21 protein-coding genes and 1 pseudogene are annotated in these 25,459 nt (G+C 74.3%); 15 read left to right on the forward strand and 7 right to left on the reverse strand.

Features of this window, described 5'->3' with window-relative positions; all coding sequences use genetic code 11:
* The first annotated feature begins 37 nt into the window (after positions 1-37).
* The 8 genes from OOK34_RS22520 to OOK34_RS22555 all read left to right on the forward strand — a co-directional run bounded on the left by OOK34_RS22520 (position 38) and on the right by OOK34_RS22555 (position 12,187).
* Positions 38-2,185, forward strand: a complete 2,148-nt coding sequence (locus OOK34_RS22520; protein ID WP_267035654.1) for a right-handed parallel beta-helix repeat-containing protein — start codon at positions 38-40, stop codon at positions 2,183-2,185.
* Between the two features lie 267 nt (positions 2,186-2,452).
* Positions 2,453-3,271, forward strand: a complete 819-nt coding sequence (locus tag OOK34_RS22525) for a hypothetical protein (protein ID WP_267036875.1) — start codon at positions 2,453-2,455, stop codon at positions 3,269-3,271.
* Between the two features lie 89 nt (positions 3,272-3,360).
* Entirely contained in the window at positions 3,361-4,665 is a 1,305-nt protein-coding gene (locus OOK34_RS22530) for a hypothetical protein (RefSeq protein WP_267036876.1), read from the forward strand.
* A 46-nt stretch (positions 4,666-4,711) separates the two neighbouring features.
* Positions 4,712-5,332 (forward strand): TetR/AcrR family transcriptional regulator, encoded by a 621-nt coding sequence (locus tag OOK34_RS22535; protein ID WP_267035655.1) that lies wholly within the window; start codon positions 4,712-4,714, stop codon positions 5,330-5,332.
* A gap of 242 nt (positions 5,333-5,574) precedes the next feature.
* Entirely contained in the window at positions 5,575-7,941 is a 2,367-nt protein-coding gene (locus tag OOK34_RS22540; RefSeq protein WP_267035656.1) for a molybdopterin oxidoreductase family protein, read from the forward strand.
* A gap of 73 nt (positions 7,942-8,014) precedes the next feature.
* Positions 8,015-9,448, forward strand: coding sequence for a CitMHS family transporter (locus OOK34_RS22545; protein ID WP_267035657.1), 1,434 nt, complete (start codon positions 8,015-8,017; stop codon positions 9,446-9,448).
* 100 nt (positions 9,449-9,548) lie between these two features.
* The gene (locus OOK34_RS22550) at positions 9,549-10,961 is read left to right on the forward strand and encodes an aldehyde dehydrogenase family protein (RefSeq protein WP_267035658.1); all 1,413 of its coding nucleotides are present in this window, start codon (positions 9,549-9,551) and stop codon (positions 10,959-10,961) included.
* Positions 10,962-11,107: 146 nt separating this feature from the next.
* On the forward strand, positions 11,108-12,187 hold the full coding sequence (locus tag OOK34_RS22555; protein WP_267035659.1) for a Zn-dependent alcohol dehydrogenase: 1,080 nt from the start codon (positions 11,108-11,110) through the stop codon (positions 12,185-12,187).
* A gap of 258 nt (positions 12,188-12,445) precedes the next feature.
* On the opposite strand, the gene OOK34_RS22560 is transcribed toward OOK34_RS22555, so the two are convergent.
* Positions 12,446-13,096, reverse strand: a complete 651-nt coding sequence (locus tag OOK34_RS22560; RefSeq protein ID WP_267035660.1) for a TetR/AcrR family transcriptional regulator — start codon at positions 13,094-13,096, stop codon at positions 12,446-12,448.
* 100 nt (positions 13,097-13,196) lie between these two features.
* On the opposite strand from OOK34_RS22560, the gene OOK34_RS22565 reads away from it, so the two are divergent.
* From OOK34_RS22565 to OOK34_RS22575, 3 genes and pseudogenes are all read left to right on the forward strand, one after another.
* Positions 13,197-14,348, forward strand: coding sequence for an acyl-CoA dehydrogenase family protein (locus OOK34_RS22565; protein WP_267035661.1), 1,152 nt, complete (start codon positions 13,197-13,199; stop codon positions 14,346-14,348).
* 59 nt (positions 14,349-14,407) lie between these two features.
* On the forward strand, positions 14,408-14,695 hold the full coding sequence (locus OOK34_RS22570; RefSeq protein ID WP_267035662.1) for a YiaA/YiaB family inner membrane protein: 288 nt from the start codon (positions 14,408-14,410) through the stop codon (positions 14,693-14,695).
* 105 nt (positions 14,696-14,800) lie between these two features.
* Positions 14,801-15,418, forward strand: a pseudogene (locus OOK34_RS22575) (TetR/AcrR family transcriptional regulator); the annotation flags it as partial.
* Positions 15,419-15,525: 107 nt separating this feature from the next.
* Here the strand turns inward: OOK34_RS22575 and OOK34_RS22580 are convergent.
* Positions 15,526-15,987: a MaoC family dehydratase gene (locus tag OOK34_RS22580; RefSeq protein ID WP_267035663.1), complete on the reverse strand. Its 462-nt coding sequence runs from the start codon at positions 15,985-15,987 to the stop codon at positions 15,526-15,528.
* A 101-nt stretch (positions 15,988-16,088) separates the two neighbouring features.
* On the opposite strand from OOK34_RS22580, the gene soxR reads away from it, so the two are divergent.
* Positions 16,089-16,538 carry a redox-sensitive transcriptional activator SoxR gene (gene soxR / locus OOK34_RS22585; RefSeq protein ID WP_267035664.1) on the forward strand — a complete coding sequence of 150 codons (450 nt, stop codon included), beginning with the start codon at positions 16,089-16,091 and terminating at the stop codon, positions 16,536-16,538.
* On the opposite strand, the gene OOK34_RS22590 is transcribed toward soxR, so the two are convergent.
* From OOK34_RS22590 to OOK34_RS22605, 4 genes are all read right to left on the reverse strand, one after another.
* Entirely contained in the window at positions 16,513-17,316 is an 804-nt protein-coding gene (locus OOK34_RS22590; protein ID WP_267035665.1) for a 3-keto-5-aminohexanoate cleavage protein, read from the reverse strand. The genes soxR and OOK34_RS22590 overlap by 26 nt on opposite strands.
* Positions 17,313-17,903, reverse strand: a complete 591-nt coding sequence (locus OOK34_RS22595) for a hypothetical protein (RefSeq protein WP_267035666.1) — start codon at positions 17,901-17,903, stop codon at positions 17,313-17,315. Before OOK34_RS22595 ends, OOK34_RS22590 begins: the two co-directional genes overlap by 4 nt.
* Before the next feature lie 151 nt (positions 17,904-18,054).
* Positions 18,055-19,374, reverse strand: coding sequence for a serine-threonine protein kinase (locus OOK34_RS22600; protein ID WP_267035667.1), 1,320 nt, complete (start codon positions 19,372-19,374; stop codon positions 18,055-18,057).
* A gap of 113 nt (positions 19,375-19,487) precedes the next feature.
* Positions 19,488-20,747, reverse strand: a complete 1,260-nt coding sequence (locus OOK34_RS22605) for a DUF1343 domain-containing protein (protein ID WP_267035668.1) — start codon at positions 20,745-20,747, stop codon at positions 19,488-19,490.
* Between the two features lie 93 nt (positions 20,748-20,840).
* On the opposite strand from OOK34_RS22605, the gene OOK34_RS22610 reads away from it, so the two are divergent.
* From OOK34_RS22610 to OOK34_RS22620, 3 genes are all read left to right on the forward strand, one after another.
* Entirely contained in the window at positions 20,841-21,614 is a 774-nt protein-coding gene (locus tag OOK34_RS22610) for an SDR family oxidoreductase (RefSeq protein ID WP_267035669.1), read from the forward strand.
* A complete protein-coding gene (locus tag OOK34_RS22615; protein WP_267035670.1) occupies positions 21,611-23,491 on the forward strand; it encodes a class I adenylate-forming enzyme family protein in 1,881 nt (626 codons plus the stop codon). The genes OOK34_RS22610 and OOK34_RS22615 overlap by 4 nt, the downstream gene beginning before the upstream one ends.
* Positions 23,492-23,552: 61 nt before the next feature.
* Positions 23,553-24,164 (forward strand): TetR/AcrR family transcriptional regulator, encoded by a 612-nt coding sequence (locus tag OOK34_RS22620; RefSeq protein ID WP_267035671.1) that lies wholly within the window; start codon positions 23,553-23,555, stop codon positions 24,162-24,164.
* A 57-nt stretch (positions 24,165-24,221) separates the two neighbouring features.
* Here OOK34_RS22620 and OOK34_RS22625 read toward each other — a convergent pair whose 3' ends face one another.
* Positions 24,222-25,454, reverse strand: a complete 1,233-nt coding sequence (locus OOK34_RS22625; protein WP_267035672.1) for an acyl-CoA dehydrogenase family protein — start codon at positions 25,452-25,454, stop codon at positions 24,222-24,224.
* Between the last annotated feature and the right edge of the window lie 5 nt (positions 25,455-25,459).

Below are 25,459 nucleotides of genomic sequence, written 5' to 3' on the forward strand. Positions count from 1 at the left end.
GATCCCAAAAGGTGAACATTGCTCTACTCTCACGCGCATGTCGTGGACCCGCAGGTTCCCTGCCGTGCCGGCGGCGCTCCTCGCCGCCCTCCTCGCCCTCCTGTCCCTCCTCGCCGCCGCGCCCACCGCCCGCGCGCACGAGGAGCGCCCCGTAGCCCTCCCCGACGGCTCCGGATCCGTGCCGCAGTACCGTGCGGCCGAGCCCGACCTGCTGGTCTGCAAGATCGACCGGCTCGCCTTCGAACGCCGGATATCGGGCTTCCCGCAGGAGCTCCGGCAGCGCAACCTCGACCTCTACGACCGCTGCGAGAAGAACGGCTACCGCCACCTCCAGGCGGCCGTGGACGCCGTCGACCGGCCGGGGATGAACATCGCGATCCTGCCCGGCCTCTACGAGGAGGAGCCCTCGCTGCCCAAGCCGGCGGGGGAGTGCGCCGAACTCAAGGCCCCCAGCTCCTCACTGGGCTACCAGATCCTGTCGTACGAACAGCAGGAGAAGTGCCGGCACAACCAGAACCTCGTCGCGATCCTCGGCAAGACGAACCTCCAGATCGAGGGCACCGGCGCCACCCGCACGGACGTCGTCATCGACGCCAAGTACCAGAAGCTGAACGCCATCCGCGCCGACAGGTCCAACGGCGTCTACTTCCGGAACTTCACCGCGCAGCGCACCACCTTCAACTCCCTGTACGTACTCGCCGGCGACGGCTTCGTCATCGACGACGTCCTGACCCGCTGGAACGACGAGTACGGCTTCCTGACCTTCGCCAGCGACCACGGCCTCTACAAGAACTGCGAGTCCTACGGCAACGGCGACTCGGGCATCTACCCCGGCAGCGCCTCCAACATCAACGACGGACGCGGCTACGACGTGCCCCGCTACTCCATCGAGATCACGGGCTGCCGCAGCCACCACAACATGGTCGGCTACTCCGGCACCGCCGGGGACTCGGTGTGGGTCCACGACAACGAGTTCGACCAGAACATGGGCGGCGCCTCGATGGACAGCGCCTTCCCCGGACACCCCGGACTCCCGCAGAACCACGCCCGTTTCGAACGCAACCTGATCCACGACAACAACGCCGACTACTACCACCACGTCGCCGACGGCACCTGCGCCAAGCCGCCCGTCGAACGCGGCTACGAGCAGGGGGTGGTCTGCCCGCAGATCTCCATGCCGCCGGGCACAGGCATCATCACCGCCGGAGGCAACTGGAACCTCTACGAGAACAACTGGGTGTACGGGCACCGGCGCGCGGGCTTCTTCCTCAGCGCGGTCCCGGCCTTCATCCGGGGCGAGGAGCAGTGGTCCAAGCAGACCGACACCTCCCACCACAACCGGTACGCGGGCAACGTCCTCGGCAAGGACCGCTCCGGGGCCTCCCGGCCCAACGGCACCGACGTGTGGTGGGACGGCCAGGGCAGGGGGAACTGCTGGCAGGACGGCCCCGACGGCTCCACCCCCGGCACCCTGCCGCAGTGCGGGAAGGAACGCGGCCAGCTCAGCGGCTCCTCGGCCCGGCTGGTGGGCGAACCGGTGAAGCTCACCCAGCTGATGGTCTGCGCCGACTACAACGTCCAGGCCCGCAAGCTGCCGGCGGGCTGCGACTGGTACGGGGCCCGGGGCCTGGAGCGGGTGGAGACGCAGATCGCGGTGGCGGTGGCGGCGGTGCTGCTGCTGGTCGGCGGGACGCTGTGGTGGCGGCGGCTGCGCCGGTCCCGGCTGGGCACGGTGGCGTCCCTGCTGGGGCTGGCCGGCCTCGCCCTGGACGTGGCCGGCTCCACGATGCCGCTGGTGGACACCCCCGTCCCGGCGCTCGCCCTGCTCCTGCTGGGCCTGTGGTGGACGGGCGCCGGCCTGGCGCTGCGCCCCGGACGCCCCTGGCTGGCGCGCCTCACCCTGCTCCTGGGGGCCCTGACCCTGCTGGACGCCTTCGACCAGGCCGTCCTGATGATCCCTTGGATCCCGCTGAGCCCCGCCTGGGTACGGGCCCTGGTCGCGGTGGTGTGGGTGCTGTGGGCGGTCGTCGCCTCGGCCCGCCCGGGCACGGCCGCCCCCACCCGCCCGGCCGGCCCGGGCGGCGACCCGGCGGGCGACCGCGCCCCGGTCCCGGCAGGCCCCTCGCCGGCCCGGAGCGCCGCCGCCGAACCCCCCACCCCCCACCCCGACGGCGGCCCCGCATGACCCCCACCCCCACCGCCCCCTGACCGCAGCCCCGCCGCGCCCGGCCCCCGCCCGCCCCCGTCGCCCGCCCCGCCCCGCCGGCCGCCGGCCAGGACGGCGGCAGGGCGGGGCGCCGGGCCGGTCCGGGCCGGGCCGGGCCGGGGCGGCCCGACCGATGACCGGAGTCCCGCTGTGACCGTGCCCGCCAAGACCCGCATCCGGTGCGACGTGTGCCGGACACCCACCCCCCAGGCCCGCCCACCCCGCCGCTCCGCCCGCACGGCGGCGCTGGTGGCCCTCCTCCTGCTGCTCGCGGGTGGCGCGGCGACGGGCTGCGGCGGCCGGGCCACCACCCACCACAAACCCGGCACCACCCACGAACAGGCCTCCGGCAGCGTCGGCACCCTGCTCGACACCCAGGACGGCGGCGGCCACCGCCTGCGCGAGGTCCCGGCCCAGGGCGCGCCCGGGGTGAAGCTCGCCGCCCGCCCCGACTCCGAGGACGGCTGGAACCTCCAACTGGCCGTGACCGACTTCCGCTTCACCCCCGACAGCACCGGCGGCGCCGCCCTCCCCGGCGCCGGCCACGCCCACCTGGAACTCGACGGCCACAAGCTGGCCCGGGTGTACGGCCCCTGGTTCCACCTGCCCGCGGCGCAGGTGCCCGAGGGCGCGCACACCCTGACCGTCCGCCTCTACGCGGACGACCACACCGCCTGGGCGGTCGCCGGCAAGCCGGTCGAAGCGGTGGTCCCGCTGACTGCGGGCCCCCCGGGCCAAGGAACCCACAGCCACCCCGCTCCCACCCCGACCGGTTCTCCGGCGCCCCCGCCCGCCCCGCAGGCCGACCGGACCGTCACCGTCGCCGTCCGGGACGGAAAGGTGGTCCCCGCCCCCGGCCGCACCGAGCTGAAGCGCGGTGAGCGCCTCGCCCTGCGCGTCACCAGCGACCGCGTCGACACCCTGCACGTCCACGGCTACGACAAGGAACTCCCCCTGCCCGCAGGCCAGGAGGCCACCCTGGTCCTGACCGTCGACCGCACCGGCCTCTTCGAGGTCGAGACCCACGAGTCCGGACTCGTCCTGACCCAGCTCCTCGTCCGATGACCCCCGCGATCGGGGCGGCCCTCCCGCTCCGGACCCCGCCGCCCCTCGGGTGGCCCGGCGCGCAGCCGGGCCCGGGGCCGGGCCAGGGCGTGGTCCTTCACCCGGCCGACCCGTCGGCCCTGCTCGCGCACGGGATCGGCTCCCAGCACGACCTGCCGATCTCCCCCTTCTACGCCTTCGCCGGAGCCTTCGCGGCGCTCTTCGTCTCCTTCCTCGCACTCGGCCTCCTGTGGTCCGCCTCCCGCTTCCGCGGCGAACGCTCCGGCCTCGCCCTGCCCGCCGGGCTCCAGCGGGTGGCCGACGCGCCGGCCACCCGCACCACCCTGCGCGGGCTCGGTCTCGCCGCAGCCCTCGCCGTGTTCCTCCACCTCCTCCTCGGTCCCGACGACCCCGACCGCAACCCCGCTCCCGGTGCCGTCTACGTCCTGCTGTGGGTCGGGATCGTGCCCGCCTCCCTTCTCCTCGGCCCCCTCTGGCGCCTGCTCAACCCGCTGCGCACCCTGCACCGGCTGCTCTGCCGGGCCCGCCGCCGCCCGCCCGGGGCCGGCCGCCCCCTGCCGGCCGGGCTCGGCCAATGGCCGGCCGCCGCCGGGCTGTTCGGCTTCACCTGGCTCGAGCTCGTCGCTCCCGATCCCGCATCCACCACCACCCTCCTGTGTGCCCTCACCGCCTACGCCGCCGCCCACCTGCTGCTCGCCGCCCGCTTCGGCGAGAGCTGGTTCGCCGTCGCCGACGCCTTCGAGGCCTACTCCGACCTCCTGTCCCGGCTCTCCCCCCTCGGCCGCCGCAGCGACGGCCGCCTGGTTCTGCGTAACCCCTTCCACGGACTCGACGCGACGCCCGAGCGGCCCGGACTCGTCGCCACCGTCTGCGTCCTGCTCGGCTCCACCGCCTACGACGGCTACTCCGACAGCCCCTCCTGGATCAACACCCTCCAGACCTCCCCCCTCGGCCGCACCCCCACGGCCACGCTCGGACTGCTTGCTTCCATCGCCCTCGTCGCCACCCTGTACTGCCTGTGCGCGGCGGTCACCCGCCTCGTCAGCGGCCCGCACCCCCGACCGCTGACCGCCTTCGCGCACTCACTCGTGCCGATCGCCCTCGGCTATCTCACCGCTCATTACTTCTCCCTCCTCGTTACCGAAGGACCACGCACAGTAAGCATGGCACTCGGCACTGACAACGCCCCCGATCCCAGTCCCCCCTTGGGTCCGGGCGGTCTCGCCGCCCTCCAGGTGATCTCCGTGGTGGCCGGCCACGTACTCGGTGTGATCGCCGCCCACGACCGTTCCGTACGCCTCTTCCCGCCGGCGAAGGCGGTCGCGGGCCAGCTGCCGCTGCTCGCGCTCATGATCACGTACACCATCGGCGGGCTCACCCTCCTCCTGAACTGAGGACCGGGCACCCGCACCGCTGGACCCACGACCCAGGAGCGGCATGATGGACCCCGTGCCTCCCGCCCACCCCCTGCGCAGGACCCCGGTCCAGCAGCGCAGCGCCGACCGGCTCGCCCGGATCCTCGACGCCTGCGCCGAACTCCTCGACGAGACCGGATACGAGAACCTCAGCACCCGCGCCGTCGCCCTGCGCGCCGGAGTGCCCATCGGCTCGGTCTACCGCTTCTTCGGGAACAAGCGGGCCATGGCCGTCGCCCTGGCCCACCGCAACCTCGACCAGTACGCCGAGGGCATCCAGGCGCGGCTCGCCCTCCTCCCGGGCACCGACTGGCGGCCCGTCGTGGACGCCGTGCTGGACGAGTACCTGGCCATGAAGCGCAGCGTCCCCGGCTTCGCCCTCGTCGACTTCGGCGTACCCGCCCCGCCGCCGGAAGGCCCGGCCGTCGACCCCAACCACCTGGTCGCCGCACGCCTGACCGAGCTGCTGTGCGCCCACCTCGGGCTCACGCCCGCGCCCGCCCTGGCCCGGGCGGTCCTGGTGGCCGTCGAGGCGACCGACGCGCTGGTCCAGCTGGCCTTCCGGGTCGATCCGGCGGGGGATCCCGGCATCGTCGCCGAGACCCGGGCGATGATGCACGCCTACCTGGCCCGCGTCCTGGACTGATTGATTGACCGACTGACCGACTGACCGACTGACCGACTGACCGACTGACCGACTGACCGACCTCGGCAGGCCCCGCCCGCCTTCGGCCTTGAACGGGCGGGCTGCCGCAACCCCCTCCCCACCGTGCCTACCGGTCGGTATGCTCGGGGCGCCCGCGTGCCCGCGCCGTCCCGCGCCTGCGCCGCACGGCCGGGTCACCGGTTCCGCGCCCGCGCCGCAGCCTGCCGCCCCCAGGAGGGCCCATGCCCCGCACCGCCCCGCGCATCTGCCCGCTCTGCGAAGCCACCTGCGGTCTCACCCTCACCATCGAGGGCACCACCGTCACTGGAGCCCGAGGCGACCGCGACGACGTCTTCAGCCGCGGCTTCATCTGCCCCAAGGGAGCCGCCTTCGGCGCCCTCGACGCCGACCCCGACCGGCTGCGCACCCCCCTCGTGCGCCGCGACGGGCAACTGCGGGAGGCCACCTGGGAAGAGGCCTACGCCGCCATCGCCGCCGCCGTCCCCGCCCTCGTCCGGGACCACGGCGCCCAGTCCGTCGGCATCGTGCTCGGCAACCCCAACACCCACACCATGGCCGGCGCCCTCTATCCGCCGCTCCTCGTCAACACCCTGGGCACCCGCAACCTCTTCACCGCCAGCACCCTCGACCAGATGCCCAAACACGTCTCCAGCGGGCTCCTGTTCGGCGACCCCTTCGCCATCCCCGTGCCCGACCTCGACCGGACCGACTTCCTCCTCCTGCTCGGCGCCAACCCGGTCGAATCCAACGGCTCCCTGTGCACCGCCCCCGACTTCCCCGGCCGGCTCAAGGCCCTGCGGGCCCGCGGTGGCACGCTCGTGGTCGTCGACCCGCGCCGCACGCGCACCGCCCGGCTCGCCGACCATCACCTCGCGCCCCGCCCCGGCAGTGACGCGCTGCTGCTGGCCGCGCTCGCCCACACCCTGCTCACAGAGAAGCTCGCGGCTCCCGGAGCCCTCACGGAACACGTCGAGGGAATCGGGGAACTCGCCGACGCCCTCGCGAGTTTCACTCCTGAGGCGGTCGCCCCCGCCTGCGACCTGCCGGCCGACCGGATCCGCACCCTCGCCCGGGAGCTGGCGGCCGCGCCGACCGCCGCCGTCTACGGGCGGATCGGCAGCTGCACCGTGGAGTACGGCACGCTCGCCAGCTGGCTGGTGGACGTACTGAACATCCTCACCGGCAACCTCGACCGCCCGGGCGGAGCCCTCTTCCCGCTCCCCGCCGCCGGCCCGCGGCCCCGCCCCGCCGGGCCCGGCAGGGGCTTCGCCCTCGGCCGCTGGCGCAGCCGGGTCAGCGGCCACCCCGAGGTCAAGAGCGAACTGCCCAGCGCCGCTCTGGCCGAGGAGATCGAGACCCCGGGGGAGGGGCGCATCCGTGCCCTGATCTCCATCGCCGCCAACCCGGTGCTGTCCGCCCCCGACGGGCGCCGGCTCGACGCGGCCCTCGCCGGGCTCGACTTCATGGTCAGCATCGACCCGTACCTCAACGAGACCTCGCGGCACGCCCATGTCGTCCTGCCCCCGCCGCCGCCCTCGCAGAGTGCGCACCACGACTTCGCCTTCAACGGATTCGCCATCCGCAACCAGGTCCGCTACACCCGGCCCGCCGTTCCCCTCGACGCGGACCGGCTCGACGAGTGCGAGATCCACGCACGCCTCGTCCTGGCCGTCTCGGGCATGCACGGCTCCGCCGAGCCGTCCGCCGTCGACGACATGGCGATCCAGGGCGCCCTCGCCAGGGAAACTGCCGACCGCCGCTCCCCCCTGCACGGAGCGGACCCGGCCCGCCTGGCCGGGCTGCTCACCGGCGAGAACGGCCCGGAGCGCAGACTCGACCTGATGCTCCGACTCGGCCCGTACGGAGACCTGTTCGGCGCCGCCGGACAGCCGGCCGGCAGCGGCGCCGACGACGGTACGCGGGGCAGCGCGGGCACGCCCGAACAGCCCGCCGCGCCCAGCACCCCCGGGCCCACCACCCCCGGGCCCACCACCCCCGCGCCCAGCACCGCCGGGCCCACCGCCCCCGGGCTCAGCCTGGAGCGGCTCCTCGCGCACCCGCACGGCATCGACCTGGGCCCGCTGGGGACCCGGCTCCCGGGCGTGCTCCGGACCCGCAGCGGCAGGATCGAGCTGCTCCCGGACCCGATCGCGGCCGAGCTTCCCAGGCTGCGCGCGGCGCTCGCCGACCGCCCCGCCGCCCTGGTGCTCGTGGGCCGCCGCCACCTGCGGTCCAACAACAGCTGGTTGCACAACGTCCCGGCCCTCGTCGGAGGTTCCAACCGCTGCACCCTCCAGGTCCACCCGCACGACGCGGACCGGCTCGGCCTCGCCGACGGCAGCCGGGCGCGGATCACCTCCGACGGCGGAAGCCTGGAGGTGCCGGTGGAGGTCACCGACACCGTCCGCGCAGGCGTGGTCAGCCTCCCGCACGGCTGGGGCCACGACCGGCCCGGCACCCGCCTCGCGGTCGCCGGCGCCGACCCGGGGGCCAATGTGAACCAGCTGCTCGACGGCACCCGCCTCGACCCGCTGTCGGGCACCGCGGTGCTCAACGGCTTCCCCGTCACCGTCGCACCCCTGCCCTGAGCTGGAGTTTTGCTCGTATTGCTCACGCGCCGACGTCTTGTTGGCGTAAGGAGGCGGCACCTACCTTCCCTGCATGCTGACCTTCCTCGGCTTCGCCATGATCGCGACCTTCCTGGTCCTGATCATGCTGAAGAAAATGTCGCCCATCGCGGCGCTCGTCCTCATCCCCGCGCTCTTCTGCGTGTTCGCCGGAAAGGGCGCGCACCTGGGGGACTACGTCATCGAAGGCGTCGGCAAGCTCGCCCCGACCGCCGCCATGCTGATGTTCGCCATCGTCTACTTCGGGGTGATGATCGACGTCGGCCTCTTCGACCCGATCGTCCGGGGGATCCTGCGCTTCTGCAAGGCCGACCCCATGCGGGTGGTGGTCGGCACGGCCGTCCTCGCCGCGATCGTCTCCCTCGACGGCGACGGATCGACCACCTTCATGATCACCGTTTCGGCCATGTACCCGCTCTACAAGCGCCTCGGCCTCAGCCTCGTGGTCATGACCGGCGTCGCCGCCACGGCCAACGGCGTGATGAACACCCTGCCCTGGGGCGGTCCCACCGCCCGCGCGGCCACCGCGCTCAAGCTCGACGCGGCCGACATCTTCGTCCCGATGATCCCGGCGCTCGCCGTCGGCCTGGTCTTCGTCTTCGTCCTGGCCTATGTTCTCGGCGTCAGGGAGCGCCGCCGGGTCGGCTCCCTGGTGATGCCCGGCGAGGAGGCCGAGGAGGCCGAGAAGCAGGAGTCCCTGGTGACGGCCGGCCCGGGTGCGGAGGAATCCGCCGCGGGGGCCCGTACCGCTGCCGCCGGCTCCGGCGCGGCCGGCTCCGGCGGGTCCGGAACCGCTGCCACCCTGCCCGGGGGCGAGGGCGAGGGCTTCCAGGGGCTGGACCCCGAGCGCCCGACCCTGCGTCCCCGCCTGTACTGGTTCAACGCGGGCCTCACGGTCGCCCTGCTCACCGCGATGATCATGGAGCTGCTGCCGATCCCCGTGCTCTTCCTGCTCGGCGCGGCCCTCGCCCTCACCGTGAACTTCCCCCACATGCCCGACCAGAAGGCCCGGATCGCCGCTCACGCGGACAACGTCCTCAACGTCGCCGGCATGGTCTTCGCCGCCGCCGTCTTCACCGGCGTCCTCACCGGCACCGGCATGGTCAAGCACATGGCGGACTGGCTCGTCGGCGCCATCCCCGAGGGCATGGGCCCGCACATGGCCCTGGTCACCGGCCTGCTGAGCCTGCCCCTCACCTACTTCATGTCGAACGACGGCTTCTACTTCGGCGTCCTGCCGGTACTGGCCGAAGCGGGCGCCGCCCACGGAGTCTCCCCGCTGGAGATCGCCCGCGCCTCCCTGGTCGGACAGGCCCTGCACATGTCCAGCCCACTGGTTCCGGCCGTCTACGTCCTCGTCGGCATGGCCAAGGTCGAGTTCGGCGACCACACCCGCTTCACCGTGAAATGGGCGGCCCTCACCTCCCTGGTGGTCCTGGCGGCAGGGATGGTTTTCGGCATCATCTGAACCTCGTGGCCTCTGGCGGGCCGAAAACTACCGACGCTAGTTTGTAGGGTGTGTCGGCGAGGTCAGGTCTACGCGCTCGTGCGTGCTCGGGAGGAATGCCATGAAGGCCCACGACGGGATGTACATCGGCGGGGAATGGCGGCCCGCCGCCGGAGCCGGCCGGATCGAGGTCGTCAACCCGGCCGACGAGCAGGTCATCGGCGCCGTCCCGGCCGGTACGGCCGAGGACGTGGACGCGGCCGTACGCGCGGCCCGTGCGGCCTTCCCCGGCTGGGCGGCCACGGCTCCGGCCGAGCGGGCCGCCCTGATCGGCGCCCTCCGCGACGTGCTCGTCGCCCGCAAGGGCGAGTTCACCGAGACCATCACCGCCGAGCTCGGCTCCCCGCTCGGCTTCGCGGAGGCCGTGCACGTCGGTGCGCCGATCGCGGTGGCCTCCTCCTACGCCGAACTCGGTGCCTCGTACGCCTTCGAGGAGCGGATCGGCAACTCCACCGTGTTCCTGGAGCCGGTCGGCGTGGTCGGGGCCATCACGCCCTGGAACTACCCGCTGCACCAAGTCGTTGCAAAGGTGGCGCCCGCTCTCGCCGCCGGCTGCACCATCGTCCTCAAGCCGGCCGAGGACACCCCGCTGACCGCACAGCTCTTCGCCGAAGCCGTGCACGAGGCGGGCATCCCGGCCGGAGTCTTCAACCTGGTGACCGGTACCGGCCCGGTCGCCGGCCAGGCGCTGGCCGAGCACGAAGGAGTCGACCTCCTCTCCTTCACCGGCTCGACCGCCGTCGGCAAGAAGATCGGCGCCATCGCCGGCGCCGCCGTCAAGCGCGTCGCCCTCGAGCTGGGCGGCAAGTCGGCGAACGTCATCCTGCCCGGGGCCGATCTGGCCAAGGCCGTCGCGGTGGGCGTCGGACACGTCATGAACAACACCGGCCAGAGCTGCAACGCGCTCACCCGCATGCTCGTCCACCGGGACCAGCACGAGGAGGCCGTCGCCCTCGCGGCCGCCGCCGTCGCCACGTACCCCTCGGGCGACCCCCGCGACCGGGCCACCCGCCTCGGGCCGGTCGTCAACGCCACCCAGCGCGACCGCGTGCGCTCGTACATCGGCAAGGGCGTCGCGGAGGGCGCCCGCCTGGTCGCGGGCGGCCTCGACGCGCCCCACGAGCGCGGGTACTTCATCGCCCCGACCGTCTTCGCGGACGTCACCCCCGACATGACCATCGCGCAGGAGGAGATCTTCGGCCCCGTGCTGGCGATCCTCCCCTACGAGGACCACGACGACGCCCTGCGCATCGCCAACGGCACCGTCTACGGCCTGGGCGGCGCGGTCTGGGCCGCGGACGAGGAGACGGCCGTGGCCTTCGCCCGCCGCATGGACACCGGCCAGGTGGACATCAACGGCGGCCGCTTCAACGTGCTCGCGCCCTTCGGCGGCTACAAGCAGTCGGGCGTGGGCCGCGAGCTGGGCAGCCACGGCCTGGGGGAGTACCTCCAGACCAAGTCCCTGCAGTTCTGAGCCGCCGACGGCGCCGACGGACCGGAGCCGCAGGCGGGGGACCCGCCCGCGGCTCCGCACCGCCCCGCCGGAGTGATCCCGCCACCCCGCAGACCGGGCAGCAGCACCCGCAGAGCGGGCAGCCCCCAAGACACGGAGACGACGACATGGTCCGCGCCGCGATCCTGCCCGCAGTCGGAGCACCGCTGGAGATACGGGACATCGTGCTGCCCGAGCCCGGACCCGGGCAGGTCCGGGTGCGGCTCGCCGCGGCCGGGGTCTGCCACTCCGACCTCTCCCTCACCGACGGCACCATGCGGGTGCCCGTCCCGGCCGTCCTCGGCCACGAGGGCGCGGGGACGGTCCTCGCCGTCGGCGAGGGCGTCACCCACGTCTCCCCGGGCGACGGGGTGGTGCTCAACTGGGCGCCGTCCTGCGGGGAGTGCCACCACTGCCGGATCGGCGAGGTCTGGCTCTGCGCGAAGGCCCTGACCGGGGTCGGTGCGGTCTACGCCCATGACGCCGAGGGCACCGAGCTGCACCCCGGGCTCAACGTCGCCGCCTTCGCCGAGGAAACCGTCGTCGCGGCGAACTGCGTGCTGCCCGCACCCGCCGGGATCCCGCTCCCGGAGGCCGCCCTGCTCGGCTGCGCCGTCCTGACCGGCTACGGCGCGGTGCGCCACAGCGCCCAGGTCCGCCCGGGCGAGTCGGTGGCCGTCTTCGGCGTCGGCGGAGTCGGCCTCGCCGCCCTCCAGGCGGCCCGGATCGCCGGGGCGGGCCCGATCGTCGCCGTCGACGTCTCCCCGGCCAAGGAGGAACTGGCCCGCGCCGCCGGAGCCACCGACTTCGTGCTCGCCTCCGAGACCACCGCCAAGCAGATCCGGGCCCTGACCGGCGGGCAGGGCGCGGACGTGGCCGTGGAGTGCGTGGGCCGCGCCGAGACCATCCGCACGGCCTGGGAGTCCACCCGCCGGGGCGGGCGCACCACGGTCGTCGGCATCGGCGGCAAGGAGCAGCAGGTGAGCTTCCACGCGCTGGAGATCTTCCACTTCGCCCGCACCCTCAGCGGCTGCGTGTACGGCAACAGCGATCCGGCCCGCGACCTCCCGGTGATCGCCGAGCACGTCCGGGCCGGCCGCCTGGACCTGGGCTCCATGGTCACCGACCGCATCACCCTCGACGGCATCCCGGCAGCGTTCGACGCGATGCTGGCGGGCAAGGGCGGTCGCTCCCTGGTGGTCTTTTAGCCCGGTCGCGGGCCGGCGGGCACACCGGGCGGGCGCCACGCGGGCACACCGGACGGGCGCCGGGCGGGCACGCCGGGCGGGAGCCGGCTCCTGGAGGTGGCGCCGCGCGGCACGACCCGCCTCCCGCCCGGCGGCGTCCTGTCGCCGTCCCGGGACGCCCGCCGCGCGACGGCCGGACCGGCCGAGGTCCTGACGCCCCGGGGAGGTTGTCGCGCCCGCGCGGGGCCGGACCTCCGCGCCCCCGAGCGCCCCGGCGGCCTACGACTGCGCCGCCCCCGCTCGCAGGGCCTCGTACTGGAGGGTCAGGCCGTCCAGGAGCGCCGTCAGGCCCGTTTCGAAGGCGCCCTCGTCCACCTCCCGCTGGCGCTCGGCCAGCAGGTGGGCCCGGCCCAGGTGCGGGTAGTCCGCCGGGTCGTACGCCGTCTCGTCGTCCACGAAACCCCGGGCGAAGGAGGCCACCGCCGAGCCCAGGATGAAGTACCGCATCAGCGCCCCGATCCGGGTCGCCTGGGCCGGGGGCCACCCCGCTGCCGTCATGGCGCCGAACACCGCGTCCGCCAGCCGCAGCCCGGCCGGGCGGCGGCCCGGCCCGCGCGCCAGCACCGGCACGATGTTCGGGTGGTCCGACAGGGCGTCCCGGTACGAGTGCGCCCAGTCGTACAGGGCCCCCCGCCAGTCCTTGCCGCCGTCGAACATCGACAGGTCGACCTTCGCGCTCACCGCGTCCGCGACCGCCTCGAGGATCGCGTCCTTGGTCCGGAAGTGGTTGTACAGCGAGGGCCCGCTGACCCCGAGCGCCGACGCCAGCCGCCGCGTCGACACCGCCTCCAGCCCCTCCGCGTCCACCAGCGCACCCGCCGCCTCGACGATGCGGTCTCTGCTGAGGAGGGGCTTGCGCGGTCTGGCCATGCGCCACATAGTAGGCCCTGCCGCGCCATAAACTAGCGATGCTAGTTAAGGCCCCCGGCCACGCCCCGGACCATGCCGGCCCACGTCCCGGAGGGACCCCGTGAACCTGGAGCTCAGCGAGGAGCAGGAGGCCGTGCGCCGCCTCGCCCGCGCCTTCACCGAGCGCGAGATCGTCCCGTACGCCGCCGAGTGGGACCGCGCCGAGAGCGTGGACCGCTCGATCGTGAAGAAGCTCGGCGACCTCGGCTTCCTCGGCCTCACCGTCCCGGAGGAGTACGGCGGCTCCGGCGGCGACCACCTCTCCTACGTGCTCGTCACCGAGGAGCTCGGCCGCGGGGACTCCGCCGTGCGCGGCATCGTCTCCGTCTCCCTCGGGCTGGTCGCCAAGACCGTCGCCGCCTGGGGCACCGAGGAGCAGAAGCGGGCCTGGCTGCCCCGGCTGTGCTCCGGCGACGCGCTCGGCTGCTTCGCCCTGACCGAGCCCGGCACCGGCTCCGACGCGGCCGCCCTCACCACCCGCGCCGTGCGCGAGGGGGACGCGTACGTGATCAGCGGCAGCAAGATGTTCATCACCAACGGCACCTGGGCCGACCTCGTCCTCCTCTTCGCCCGGACCGGTGACGCCCCCGGCCACCGGGGGATCTCCGCCTTCCTCGTCCCCGCCGACAGCCCGGGCCTGACCCGCCGCGAGGTCCACGGCAAGCTCGGCCTGCGCGGCCAGGCCACCGCCGAACTCACCCTCGACGGAGTCCGCGTCCCGGCCTCCGCGATGCTCGGACCCGAGGGCAAGGGCTTCTCCGTGGCCATGTCGGCCCTGGCCAAGGGGCGTATGTCGGTGGCCGCCGGCTGCGTCGGCATCGCCCAGGCCGCGCTGGACGCCGCCGTCTCGTACGCGGCCCAGCGCGAGCAGTTCGGCAAGCCGATCGCCCACCACCAGCTGGTCCAGGAGCTGATCGCCGACATCTCGGTCGACGTGGACGCGGCCCGGCTGCTGACCTGGCGGGTCGCCGACCTGATCGACCGCGGGCAGCCCTTCGCCACCGAGTCCTCCACCGCCAAGCTCTTCGCCTCCGAGGCGGCGGTGCGCGCCGCGGGCAACGCCCTCCAGGTGCACGGCGGCTACGGCTACATCGACGAGTACCCGGCCGGGAAGCTGCTGCGCGACGCCCGCGTCATGACCCTCTACGAAGGCACCAGCCAGATCCAGAAACTGCTCATCGGCCGTGCCCGCACCGGGGTTTCCGCTTTCTGAGTACCCGTCTGAGTACCTGCGCGGATGTGTTCCGCGTCACCGCGTCCGATGCTGTGCCCATGAACGAGACACCGGTCAAGCAGCAGAACACGGGGGCGTACTACGGCCAGGCGGTCGCGTCCTTCGGCATCGCCGTGGCCGCCGTGGCCGTGGGGATCTACAGCATGGACGTCAACGGCTGGGTCCGGGCCTTCCTCGGCATCGCGGTCCTCTACCTGACCACCTCGGCCTTCACCCTCGCCAAGGTGGTCCGCGACCGCCAGGAGGCCACGCAGATCGTCAGCCGGGTCGACCAGGCCCGGATGGAGAAGATGATGGCGGAGTACGACCCCTACTCGCCGAAGTAGAAGCAGCCGGAGCAGCCGAAGCAGCCGGAGCGGTCGTACGCTAAGCGCTTGCTCACCCTCCGGTAAGCTGGTTCCTTCCTACAGGGCGAAGAGGGTGAGCGAGCGATGGACAGCGCGGCGGAGACGACCGACGGCTACCAGCCGTGGTCGGAGGTCACCCCCGACGCCGCGCGGCGGCTGCTCGTGGCGGCCGTCGACGCCTTCGCCGAGCGCGGGTACCACGCGACCACCACGCGCGACATCGCGGGCCGCGCCGGCATGAGCCCGGCCGCCCTCTACATCCACTACAAGACCAAGGAAGAGCTGCTCCACCGGATCAGCCGGATAGGCCACGACAAGGCCCTGGAGATCCTGGAGACCGCCGCCTGCGGCCCGGGGACCGCCGCCGAACGGCTCGACGCGGCCGTACGCTCCTTCGTGCGCTGGCACGCCGCGCACCACACCACCGCCCGCGTGGTCCAGTACGAGCTCGACGCCCTCGCCCCGGAGCACCGCTCCGAGATCGTCGCCCTGCGCCGGCTGAGCGACGCCGCCGTGCGCCGGATCATCGCCGAGGGCGTGGGGGCGGGGGAGTTCGACGTCCCCGACGTGCCGGGCACCACCCTCGCCGTGCTGTCCCTGTGCATCGACGTGGCCCGCTGGTTCAGCACGGCCGGCCGGCGCACGCCCGACGAGGTCGGCGGGCTCTACGCCGACCTCGTGCTCCGGATGGTGGGCGCGCGCCCGGCCGCGGACACGGCCGGGAAGCAGGACGCGGCCGGTCGGCAGGACACGGCTGGTAAGCAGGGCGCGGCCGGTAAGCAGGACACGGCCCGCGGCCAGGGCGCGGCTCAGAAGTAGTAGCGGGACACCGACTCCGCGACGCACACCGGCTTCTCGCCGCCCTCGCGCTCGACGGTCACGGTCGCCGCGACCTGCACCCCGCCGCCCGCCTCGGTGACCGCCGTGATCACGGCGGTGGCGCGCAGCCGCGAACCGACCGGCACCGGGGCGGGGAAACGCACCTTGTCCATGCCGTAGTTGATGCCCATCCGCATGCCCTCGACCCGCATGATCTGCGGCACCAGGCTCGGCAGCAGCGACAGCGTCAGATAGCCGTGCGCGATGGTGGAACCGAAGGGTCCGGTGGCGGCCCGCTCCGGGTCCACGTGGATCCACTGGTGGTCGCCGGTCGCGTCCGCGAAGAGGTCGATCCGCTTCTGGTCCACCTCCAGCCATCCGCTCGGGCCGAGCGGCTCGCCGATGCCGGCGCGCAGCTCCTCGGCGGACGTGAAGATCCTCGGTTCGGCCATGCCCTGCCCCTGTCTCCGTCTATCTCCGTCGAATAAGCGCTTGCTCAGCATGCTGGGGGCCTGGTGCGTCTGTCAACGGACCTCCGACTACGCTCGGACGCGTGCCGCAGATTCCCGAGAACGTCCACGAACTCACCGTCGGCCAGCTGTCCGCGCGCAGCGGAGCGGCCGTCTCCGCCCTGCACTTCTACGAGGCCAAGGGGCTGATCAGCAGCCGCCGCACCGCCGGCAACCAGCGGCGCTACAACCGTGAGGCGCTGCGCCGGGTCGCCTTCGTGCGCGCCGCCCAGCGCGTGGGCATCCCGCTCGCCAGCATCCGCGAGGCGCTGGCCCAGCTGCCGGAGGAGCGCACCCCCACGCGGGAGGACTGGGCGCGGCTGTCCGAGAACTGGCGCGGCGAGCTCGACCAGCGGATCCAGCAACTGAGCCGCCTGCGCGACCACTTGTCCGACTGCATCGGCTGTGGCTGCCTCTCGCTGAAGAACTGCGCGCTCTCCAACCCGGACGACGTCTTCGGCGAACGCCTCACCGGCTCCCGGCTGTCGCCGTAGCTCCGCCCCCGGCGGGCCCCGCGCCCTCCGCCTCCCGCACCTCCCGGGCCGCCGCCACCAGTTCGGCATTCGAGCGTGCCGGCCGCCCGTCCGGAAGGCGCAGCACCTGCGCTACGCCGATCCGCGCGCCCGCACCGCACCGCGCGGCCAGCCGCAGCACCGGCCAGGCGGCGGCCTCCCGCCCGTACAGCACCACCGGCACCGGCGGCAGCCAGCGCAGCCCCGCCACCAGCGCCGGGTCGGCCTCCGCCAGCTCCGCCACCAGCCGGACCCGGCCCCGCTCCGGCGGGGCCCACGCCAGGAACCGCGCCAGCGGCTCCGGCCCGGCCCCGCCGCCCAGCGGGACCACCGCGTCCACCGCGACCCCGCGCGCCAGCAGGGCCCGCCCCAGCTCCGCCGCCCCCGGCTCCGCGAACGGCACCACCGCCCGGTCGGGCAGCACCGTCCAGGACCGCACCCGCTCCAGGCGCCCCGCCGGATCCGGCTCGGCGGCGACCCCCGCCGGAACCGTCAGAGGTACGCGGACCCCCGCACCGCGCATCTCCTCCAGCAGGGGCCCGACCACCCGGGGCGAGAGGCTCTCCCGCCCGCACGGGGTCCGCGGGTGCACCAGCACCTCGCCGGCCCCGGCGGCCACGGCCTCGAGCGCCGAGCGGGCCAGATCCCCTGGGGACAGCGGCACCGCCGCCCCCTCGGCAGCGCCGCGCGAGCCGTTCAGCGCGACCTGGAGCAGCGCGCCCCGCAGCCCGTCCCGCAGCCCGCCCCGCGCCCCGCTCACGCCGCACCCTGGTGGACCACCGCCGTGTCCGCCAGCGCCGGCCGGGGCACCACGATCCCGCAGCCCCCGCACACCGGCCCGTCCCACGCCCACGCCCCGGCCCACGCCCCGGGCCCCGACAACGCCGCGGGCCAGCGCAGTTCCCGCTCGCCGCAGACCGGGCACGCCGTCCCCGGCTCCGACTCCAGGGCCGCGACCAGCCGCCGCAGCACCTCGCCCAGCGCCCCCTCCGGCCGCACCCCCGGATCGGCACACCGCACCACGGCGTCCCCGCTGCCGCCCCAGGCCCACTCCGGCCGCCGGACCCCGTCGTGCTTCTCGCGTCTGCGCCGCTCCGCGAACTGCCGCTCGTACTCCAGCCAGACCGCCCGCGCGTCCTCCAGCTCCTCCAGCGCCGCGACCAGCCGCAGCGGGTCCGCGCCCCGGTCCTCGGGGGCGATCCCGTGCCGGTCGCACAGGTGCCACCACGTCGCCCGGTGCCCGTAGGGCGCGAACCGCTCCAGGCACCGGCGCAGCGAATGGCGCCGCAGGGCCCGGTCGTTGCGCGCGTCACGCACCTGGTAGGCCAGACTCCGAAAACCTGCCACCGTACCTTCACCTCCGCCGTGCCCACGCCCAGACCTGTGCCCGCGTCACTCCGTCGAACGAAGCAACCCCCCGCGACGTGCCCAACATGCCCTGAGGGCAGTGGGCGCATGCGGGGGCGGTCGAGGCGTGCGGGTGGCACATGGCCGGAACTCAGCGCCCCATGCGCCCCGCGCCGACCACGACACGGGCCAGTTCCTCGTGGCAGATGTCGCTGTGCGCCCCCGACGGGGGCCCGCCGCGACGGACCACGGAGCCCGCGTCCACGCTGACACAACCGGCCTCCGGCAGCCCGCCGCGCAGGGCCGCCTCCAGGCTCAGCCGCGGTGCGCCGGGCACCGCCCGCACCCCGTCGTGCCCGACCGCGCCCCACCGCTCGCCGGAACCGAGCAGACCGGCCGAATCGCCCGCCATCCGGGAGGCCAGCGGATAGAACACGCCCAGGGCCGAGTCGTGGGCGGAGTGGCAGGCCACCACCGGCCCGTCCACCCTGCGCTGGAGCCCGCGCAGGGCGCCGCCGCGCCGCGGATCGTGGGGGAGGCGCTCGCTGAAGGAGTAGTGGGAGAAGGCCCCCTGGAGCAGAGTCAGCGACTTCACGTGCCGCGCCCCGTCCGGTACGGCCCGCAGGGAGAAGGACACCACCCGGGCCCCGAAGCTGTGGCCGATCAGGTGGACGCGCAGGGCCGGCCGCCGTCCGGCGAGGTCGGCCAGCACCGGGCCGAGCCCGTGCTCGCCGACCACTCCGGCCCGCTTCTTCATCTCGTAGTACGTCGCCTGGCGCAGCAGCTCCTTGGCCCCGTCCCACAGGGAGCGCAGCCCGTCGCCGGCCGAGAGCTCCCGGGCCGCGTCGGCGGCCGCCGCCTGCGCCAGGGCCCGCGTCAGTGCCCGGCACACCTGGAGGGTGTCCAGCGTGAAGATCGCCGGCACGTCCGGGTCGGCGCCCGCGGCGCCCGCCGGGCCGGCGGCCGGGTCCGCGTGCACGAGCTGCCGTACCAGCTCCCCGAACTCGGCGAAGGCCGCCTGCGACTCCGGCCGCTCCGCCAGCAGTGCGGCGACCCGCTCCAGCTCCGCCTCCCGCCCCGGCCAGAACACCCCGAGCGCCGCGCGCGTGGCGTCGTCCAGGGCCGTCCCCGACTCGGCCCCCGACCGTGCCCCGGTCGCCCCGCCGGGCGGATCGAAGTCCGGGATCGGCTCGTCCGAGAAGCGGATCGAGGGCCAGACCACCCCCACGTACCCCAGCCGCACCCCCGCCCCCACCAGCCCCGGGAAGGGGGCGAAGAACCGGTCGTAGAGCCGGGTCGAGGTGGACCGGTCGCTGTTCCAGCCGTGCGCGAAGACCAGCAGGTCCGTCGCCTCCATCCGGGCCACCGCCGCCCGCGTGGCCGGGTCCACATCGCCCTGGGCGTCGAAAGTCAGCTCCTGGTACGGACCCACCCCGATCCCCGCTCCGAACGCGCCACCGCCGTCCACCATGGCCTCTCCCTTCACGTCGAGCCCCCGGTGCTCGCAGCATCCCGCCGCGAGGTCCCCTCGGCCAGCCCCGCGACAGCACCTCTCCCGCGCGGCTCCCGGCGAGCGGCCCGGCGTCAGGGGTAGAGCAGGTACTCCTCCCGGACCGCCGCGAACCGCGCCAGCCCGGCCGCCCAGGCGCCCGCGACCTCCTCCACCCCCGCGCCCGCGTCCACCATCGTCCGCACCCGGTCCGAGCCCGTCAGCCGGTCGATCCAGTGGTCCGTCCGCCAGCCGAACCCGCTCCACGCCCGCCGCGCCGTCACCAGCAGCCCGATCCCCGCCCGCACCGGGTCGAAGGCCTCCCGGTCGTGCACGATCAGCCGGACCCCGCCGCAGACCTTCCCGGCGTGCTTGGAGAAGGCGGGCGTGAACCAGGCCTCCCGGAACCACACCCCGGGCAGCCCCAGCCCGTTCGCCGCCTCCGCCCAGCGCCGGTCCACTCCCTGCGCGCCGAGCAGCTCGAAGGGCGTGGTCGTACCCCGGCCCTCGGACAGGTTGGTCCCCTCGAACAGGCAGGTCCCCGCGTACGCGAGCGCCGTGTCCGCAGTGGGCATGTTCGGGCTCGGCGGCACCCACGGCAGCCCCGTCTCCCCGAAGAACGACTCCCGCCGCCACCCCGACATCCGCACGGTCCGCAGCTTGACCCGGTCGCCGCCCAGGAACTCGCCGTTGAACAGCAGGGCCAGCTCGGCCGCCGTCATCCCGTGCGCCAGCGCGATCGGCTCCCGGCCCACGAAGCTCGCGTACGCCGGCTCCAGCACCGGCCCGGCCGCCCGGCGCCCGCCCGCCGGGTTGGGCCGGTCCAGGACCACCACCGCCTTGCCGGCCAGCGCGGCCGCGCGCATGCAGTCGTACAGGGTCCAGATGTAGGTGTAGAAGCGCGCCCCGACGTCCTGGATGTCGAAGACGACGGTGTCGATACCCGCCGCCGTGAAGAGGTCCGCCAGCTTCTGCCCGCTCTTGCCGTACGCGTCGTACACCGGCAGGCCCGTCGCGGGATCCCGGCCGGCCCCCTCCGACCCGCCCGCCTGCGCCGTCCCGCGGAAGCCGTGCTCCGGCCCGAACACCGCGACCAGGTCGACCCGCTCGTCGGCGTGCAGTACGTCGACCAAGTGGCGGGCGTCGGCGGTGATCCCGGTGGGGTTGGTGACCACCCCGACCCGCTGCCCGGCGAGCTCCGCGTACCCGTCGGCGGCGAGCCGCTCGAAGCCGGTACGCACCCGCTCCGCCGCCCCGGCCGCGCCCGCGGGCCCGACGCCCCCGGCAACCCCCAGGGCCCCCGCGGCCCCAGCGGCCCCCGCCAGTCCCAGCACCCCGCGTCGCGACACCGTCATCCCGCCAAGCTAGCCCTCACGCCCCTTCCCCCCTCACATACCGACTGGTTAGTCTGCCCGGGATCCGGCAGCCCCGGCAGGCAGTGACGAAAGGTGTCCCCCGTGAGCGCGTACCAGGACCAGCGAGTCGTCGTCACCGGCGCGGGCGGCGGCATCGGCGCGGCCCTCGCCCACCGCTTCGCCGCCGAAGGGGCCACCGTCGTGGTCAACGACCTCGACCCCGCCAAGGCCGCCTCCGTGGCGGGCGCCATCGGCCCCCGGGCGATCGCGCTCCCCGGCGACGCCTCCGCGATCGTCCGCGAGGCGCGCGAGGCCCTCGGCGGAACCGTCGACGTGTACTGCGCCAACGCCGGACTCGCCTCGGGCGGCGACGCCTTCGCGGACGAGGCCGTCTGGGAGGCGGCCTGGGACACCAACGTCATGGCCCACGTGCGCGCCGCCCGGGCCCTGCTGCCCGACTGGCTGGAGCGCGGGAGCGGCCGCTTCGTGTCCACCGTCTCCGCCGCCGGGCTGCTGACCATGATCGGAGCGGCCCCGTACAGTGTCACCAAGCACGGTGCCCTCGCCTTCGCGGAGTGGCTCTCGCTGACCTACCGCCACCGGGGCGTCCAGGTCCACGCCATCTGCCCGCAGGGCGTGCGCACCGACATGCTGACCGCGGCGGGCTCGGCGGGCGAGCTGGTCCTGGCGCCGACCGCGATCGAGCCGGAAACCGTGGCCGAAGCGCTGTTCGACGGCATGGAGAAGGGCCGGTTCTTGATCCTTCCGCACCCCGAGGTGGCGGACTACCACGCCGCCCGCGCGAACGACCCCGACCGCTGGCTGCGCTCCATGAACCACCTCCAGCAGAAGTGGGAGACCTCGTGACGGACCCCTCCGGATCCCGCTACGCCGCCCGGCCCTGGCTGCGGCAGCTGAGCCCGGCCCAGCGGGCCCCCGTCGCACCGCCGCCCAGCGTGCTGCACGCGTTCCGCGCCGCCGTGGCCCGCGCCCCCGGGCGCACGGCTCTGGCGTACTTCGACGGCCGGATCGGCTACGCGGAGGCCGACTCCCTCTCCGACTCCCTCGCCGGGCACCTCGCCGGGCGGGGGATCGGCCGGGGCGACCGGGTCGCGGTCATGCTCCAGAACACCCCGCACTTCGTGCTCGCCGTGCTGGCCGCCTGGAAGGCCGGGGCGGTGGTCGTCCCGCTCAACCCCATGTACAAGTCCGCCGAGGCCGCGCACATCCTGCGCGACTCCGGCGCCGCCGCGCTGGTCTGCGAGGGCGGCGCCTGGGAGGCGTACCTGCGCGAGAGCGCCCGGGGGACCGGCGTACGGGTCGTCCTGACGGCGCGCGACACGGACTTCCAGACCCGCCACGACCCCCGCGTCCTCCCCGCCGCCCCGACCCCGGACTCCGTCCCGGCCCCCCGCTCCGTCCCGGCCACCGCCGCCGCCACCGCCCCGGACTCCGTCCCGGCCACCGCCGCCGCCACCGCCCCGGACTCCGTCCCGGCCACCGCCACCGCCACCGCCCCGGACTCCGTCCCGGCCGCCGCCACCGCCACCGCCCCGGACTCCGTCCCGGCCGCCGCCACCGCCACCGCCACCGCCCCCGCCCCGGACCCGCGCCCCGCCGACCCCGCCGACCTCGCCACCGTGGCCCGCCAGGGCCACCCCGCGCCGGCCGACCCGGGCCTCACCGCCGCCGACACCGCCCTCATCAGCTACACCTCGGGCACCTCCGGGACCCCCAAGGGCGCCATGAACCCGCACGGCGCGCTCACCTACAACGCCACCCGCCAGGTCACCGGCCACCCCCTCCCCGAGGGCGCCGGCTACTTCGCCCTCGCCCCGCTCTTCCACATCACCGGCCTGGTCTGCGAGCTCGCCGCCTGCCTCACCAACGCCGGGACCCTCGTCCTCGCGCACCGCTTCGACGCCGGCGCCGTCCTCGACGCCTTCCTCGAACACCGCCCCGCCTACACCATCGGCCCGGCCACCGCCTTCATGGCCCTGGCCGCCCACCCCGCCGCCACCCCGGACCACTTCGCCTCCTTCCAGGTGATCTCCTCCGGCGGCGCCCCGCTCCCGCCCGCCCTCGTCGAACGCCTCCGCGCCTCCTTCGGCTTCTACCTGCGCAACGGCTACGGCCTCACCGAGTGCACCGCCCCCTGCGCCTCGGTCCCCGCGCACCTCGAAGCACCCGTCGACCCCGCCACCGGCACCCTCTCGGTCGGGGTCCCGGGCGCGCAGACCCTCGTACGGATCCTCGACGAGCACGGCGCGGAGCTGCCCTTCGGGCGGACCGGGGAGATAGCCGTGCGCGGCCCCCAGGTCGTCCCCGGCTACTGGGGCCTGCCCGAGGACACCGCCGAGGCCTTCCCGGACGGCGAACTGCGCACCGGGGACGTCGGGTTCATGGACCCCGACGGCTGGCTCTACGTGGTCGACCGCAAGAAGGACATGATCAACGCCTCCGGGTTCAAGGTCTGGCCGCGCGAGGTGGAGGACGTCCTCTACACCCACCCCGCCGTACGGCAGGCGGCCGTGGTCGGGGTCCCCGACGCGTACCGGGGGGAGAGCGTCAAGGCGTACGTGAGCCTGCGCCCGGGAGCCTCGGCCCGGCCGGCGGAACTCGCCGCCTACTGCGCCGAGCGCCTGGCCGCGTACAAGTACCCCCGCCAGGTGGAGATCCTGCCTGTTCTTCCCCAGACCACCAGTGGCAAGATCCTGCGACGAGAACTGCGCGAGCGCGGCTGAAAACTGTCGGACGGTCGTACAGCGCGGGACAGGTCAGGATCAGGAGAGGAAGGCGAGCACCATGGCCGCCAGGACCACCGAGGGCCCCGAGGACGGAAACCGGGAGACCCCGGTGCCGCAGCGGCTGCTGGCCGTCGCCACCAGGCTCTTCGCCGAACGCGGCTACGACCGCACCTCCGTCCAGGAGATCGTCGAGGCGGCCGGGGTGACCAAGGGCGCGCTCTACCACTACTTCGGCTCCAAGGACGACCTGCTGCACGAGGTGTACGCGCGGATGCTGCGCCTCCAGCAGCAGCGGCTCGACGCGGTGGCCGGATCCGACGCCCCCGTCGAGGAGCGGCTGCGGGCCGCCGCCGCCGACGTCGTGGTCACCACGATCGAGAACCTCGACGACGCGATGATCTTCTTCCGGTCGATGCACCAGCTCGGCCCCGAGAAGTACAAGCAGGTCCGGGCGGAGCGCCGGCGCTACCACGAGCGCTTCCGCGCGCTGGTCGAGGAGGGGCAGCGCACCGGGGTGTTCTCCACGGCCACCCCCGCCGACCTGGTCGTGGACTACTACTTCGGGTCCGTTCACCACCTCTCCACCTGGTACCGCACGGACGGTCCGCTCACCCCCCACCAGGTCGCCGACCACCTCGCCGACCTGCTGCTGCGCTCGCTGCGGCCGTAGCACCGGGGCCGAGAGGTCCGGGGTGTGACCCGGACCGCGGGTCACACCCCGGGCGCGTCAGAGGTACCTCTTCAGCTCCCGCCGCGCCAGCGAGCGCTGGTGCACCTCGTCCGGCCCGTCGGCCAGCCGCAGCGTCCGCGCCGCCGCCCACAGCTCGGCCAGCGGGAAGTCCTGGCTCACCCCGCCCGCGCCGTGCAGCTGCACCGCCTGGTCCAGGATCCCCACCACCGCCCGCGGGGTCGCGATCTTGATGGCCTGGATCTCCGTGTGGGCGCCCCGGTTCCCGACCGTGTCCATCAGCCAGGCGGTCTTCAGCACCAGCAGCCGCAGCTGTTCCACGGTCACCCGGGCGTCCGCGATCCAGTTCTGCACCACCCCCTGCGCGGCCAGCGGCTTGCCGAAGGCCGTACGCTCCACCGCGCGCCGGCACATCAGCTCGATCGCCCGCTCCGCCATCCCGATCAGCCGCATGCAGTGGTGGATCCGGCCCGGGCCGAGCCGCGCCTGGGCGATGGCGAAGCCGCCGCCCTCCTCGCCGATCAGGTTCGCCGCCGGCACCCGGGCCCCGTCGAAGACCACCTCGGCGTGGCCGCCGTGGTCGTGGTCCGCGTACCCGTACACCGTCATGGCCCGCCGCACCTCGACCCCCGGGGTGTCGCGCGGGACCAGGACCATCGACTGCTGGCGACGCGGATCGGCGTTCTCCGGGTCGGTCTTGCCCATCACGATGAAGATCTTGCAGTCCGGGTTCATCGCCCCGGAGATGAACCACTTGCGGCCGGTGACCACGTACGCGTCACCCTCGCGCTCGATCCGGGTCTCGATGTTCGTGGCGTCGGAGGAGGCCACCTCGGGCTCGGTCATGGCGAAGGCCGACCGGATCTCCCCGGCCAGGAGCGGCTCCAGCCACTGCTTCTTCTGCCCGTCGTCGCCGAACTGCGCGAGCAGCTCCATGTTCCCGGTGTCCGGGGCCGCGCAGTTGGTCGCCATCGGCGCCAGGTGCGGGCTGCGGCCGGTGATCTCGGCCAGCGGGGCGTACTGGAGGTTGCTCAGCCCGGCGCCGTGCCCGGAATCCGGCAAGCCGTGCTGGTCGGTGAGAAAGAGGTTCCACAGGCCCTGGCGGCGCGCCTCGGCCTTCAGTTCACCGAAGACGGCCGGGGTGTCCCAGGGCGAGGCCAGCCGTGCGCGCTGCTCGGCGGCGAGGGGTTCCGCCGGGTAGACGTACTCCTCCATGAACGCGAGCAGCCGCTCGCGGAGTTCCTCGGTCCGGGCGTCGAATGCGAAGTCCATGGGGG

Source organism: Streptomyces sp. NBC_00091, assembly GCF_026343185.1.
In the GTDB taxonomy this organism is placed as follows: domain Bacteria; phylum Actinomycetota; class Actinomycetes; order Streptomycetales; family Streptomycetaceae; genus Streptomyces.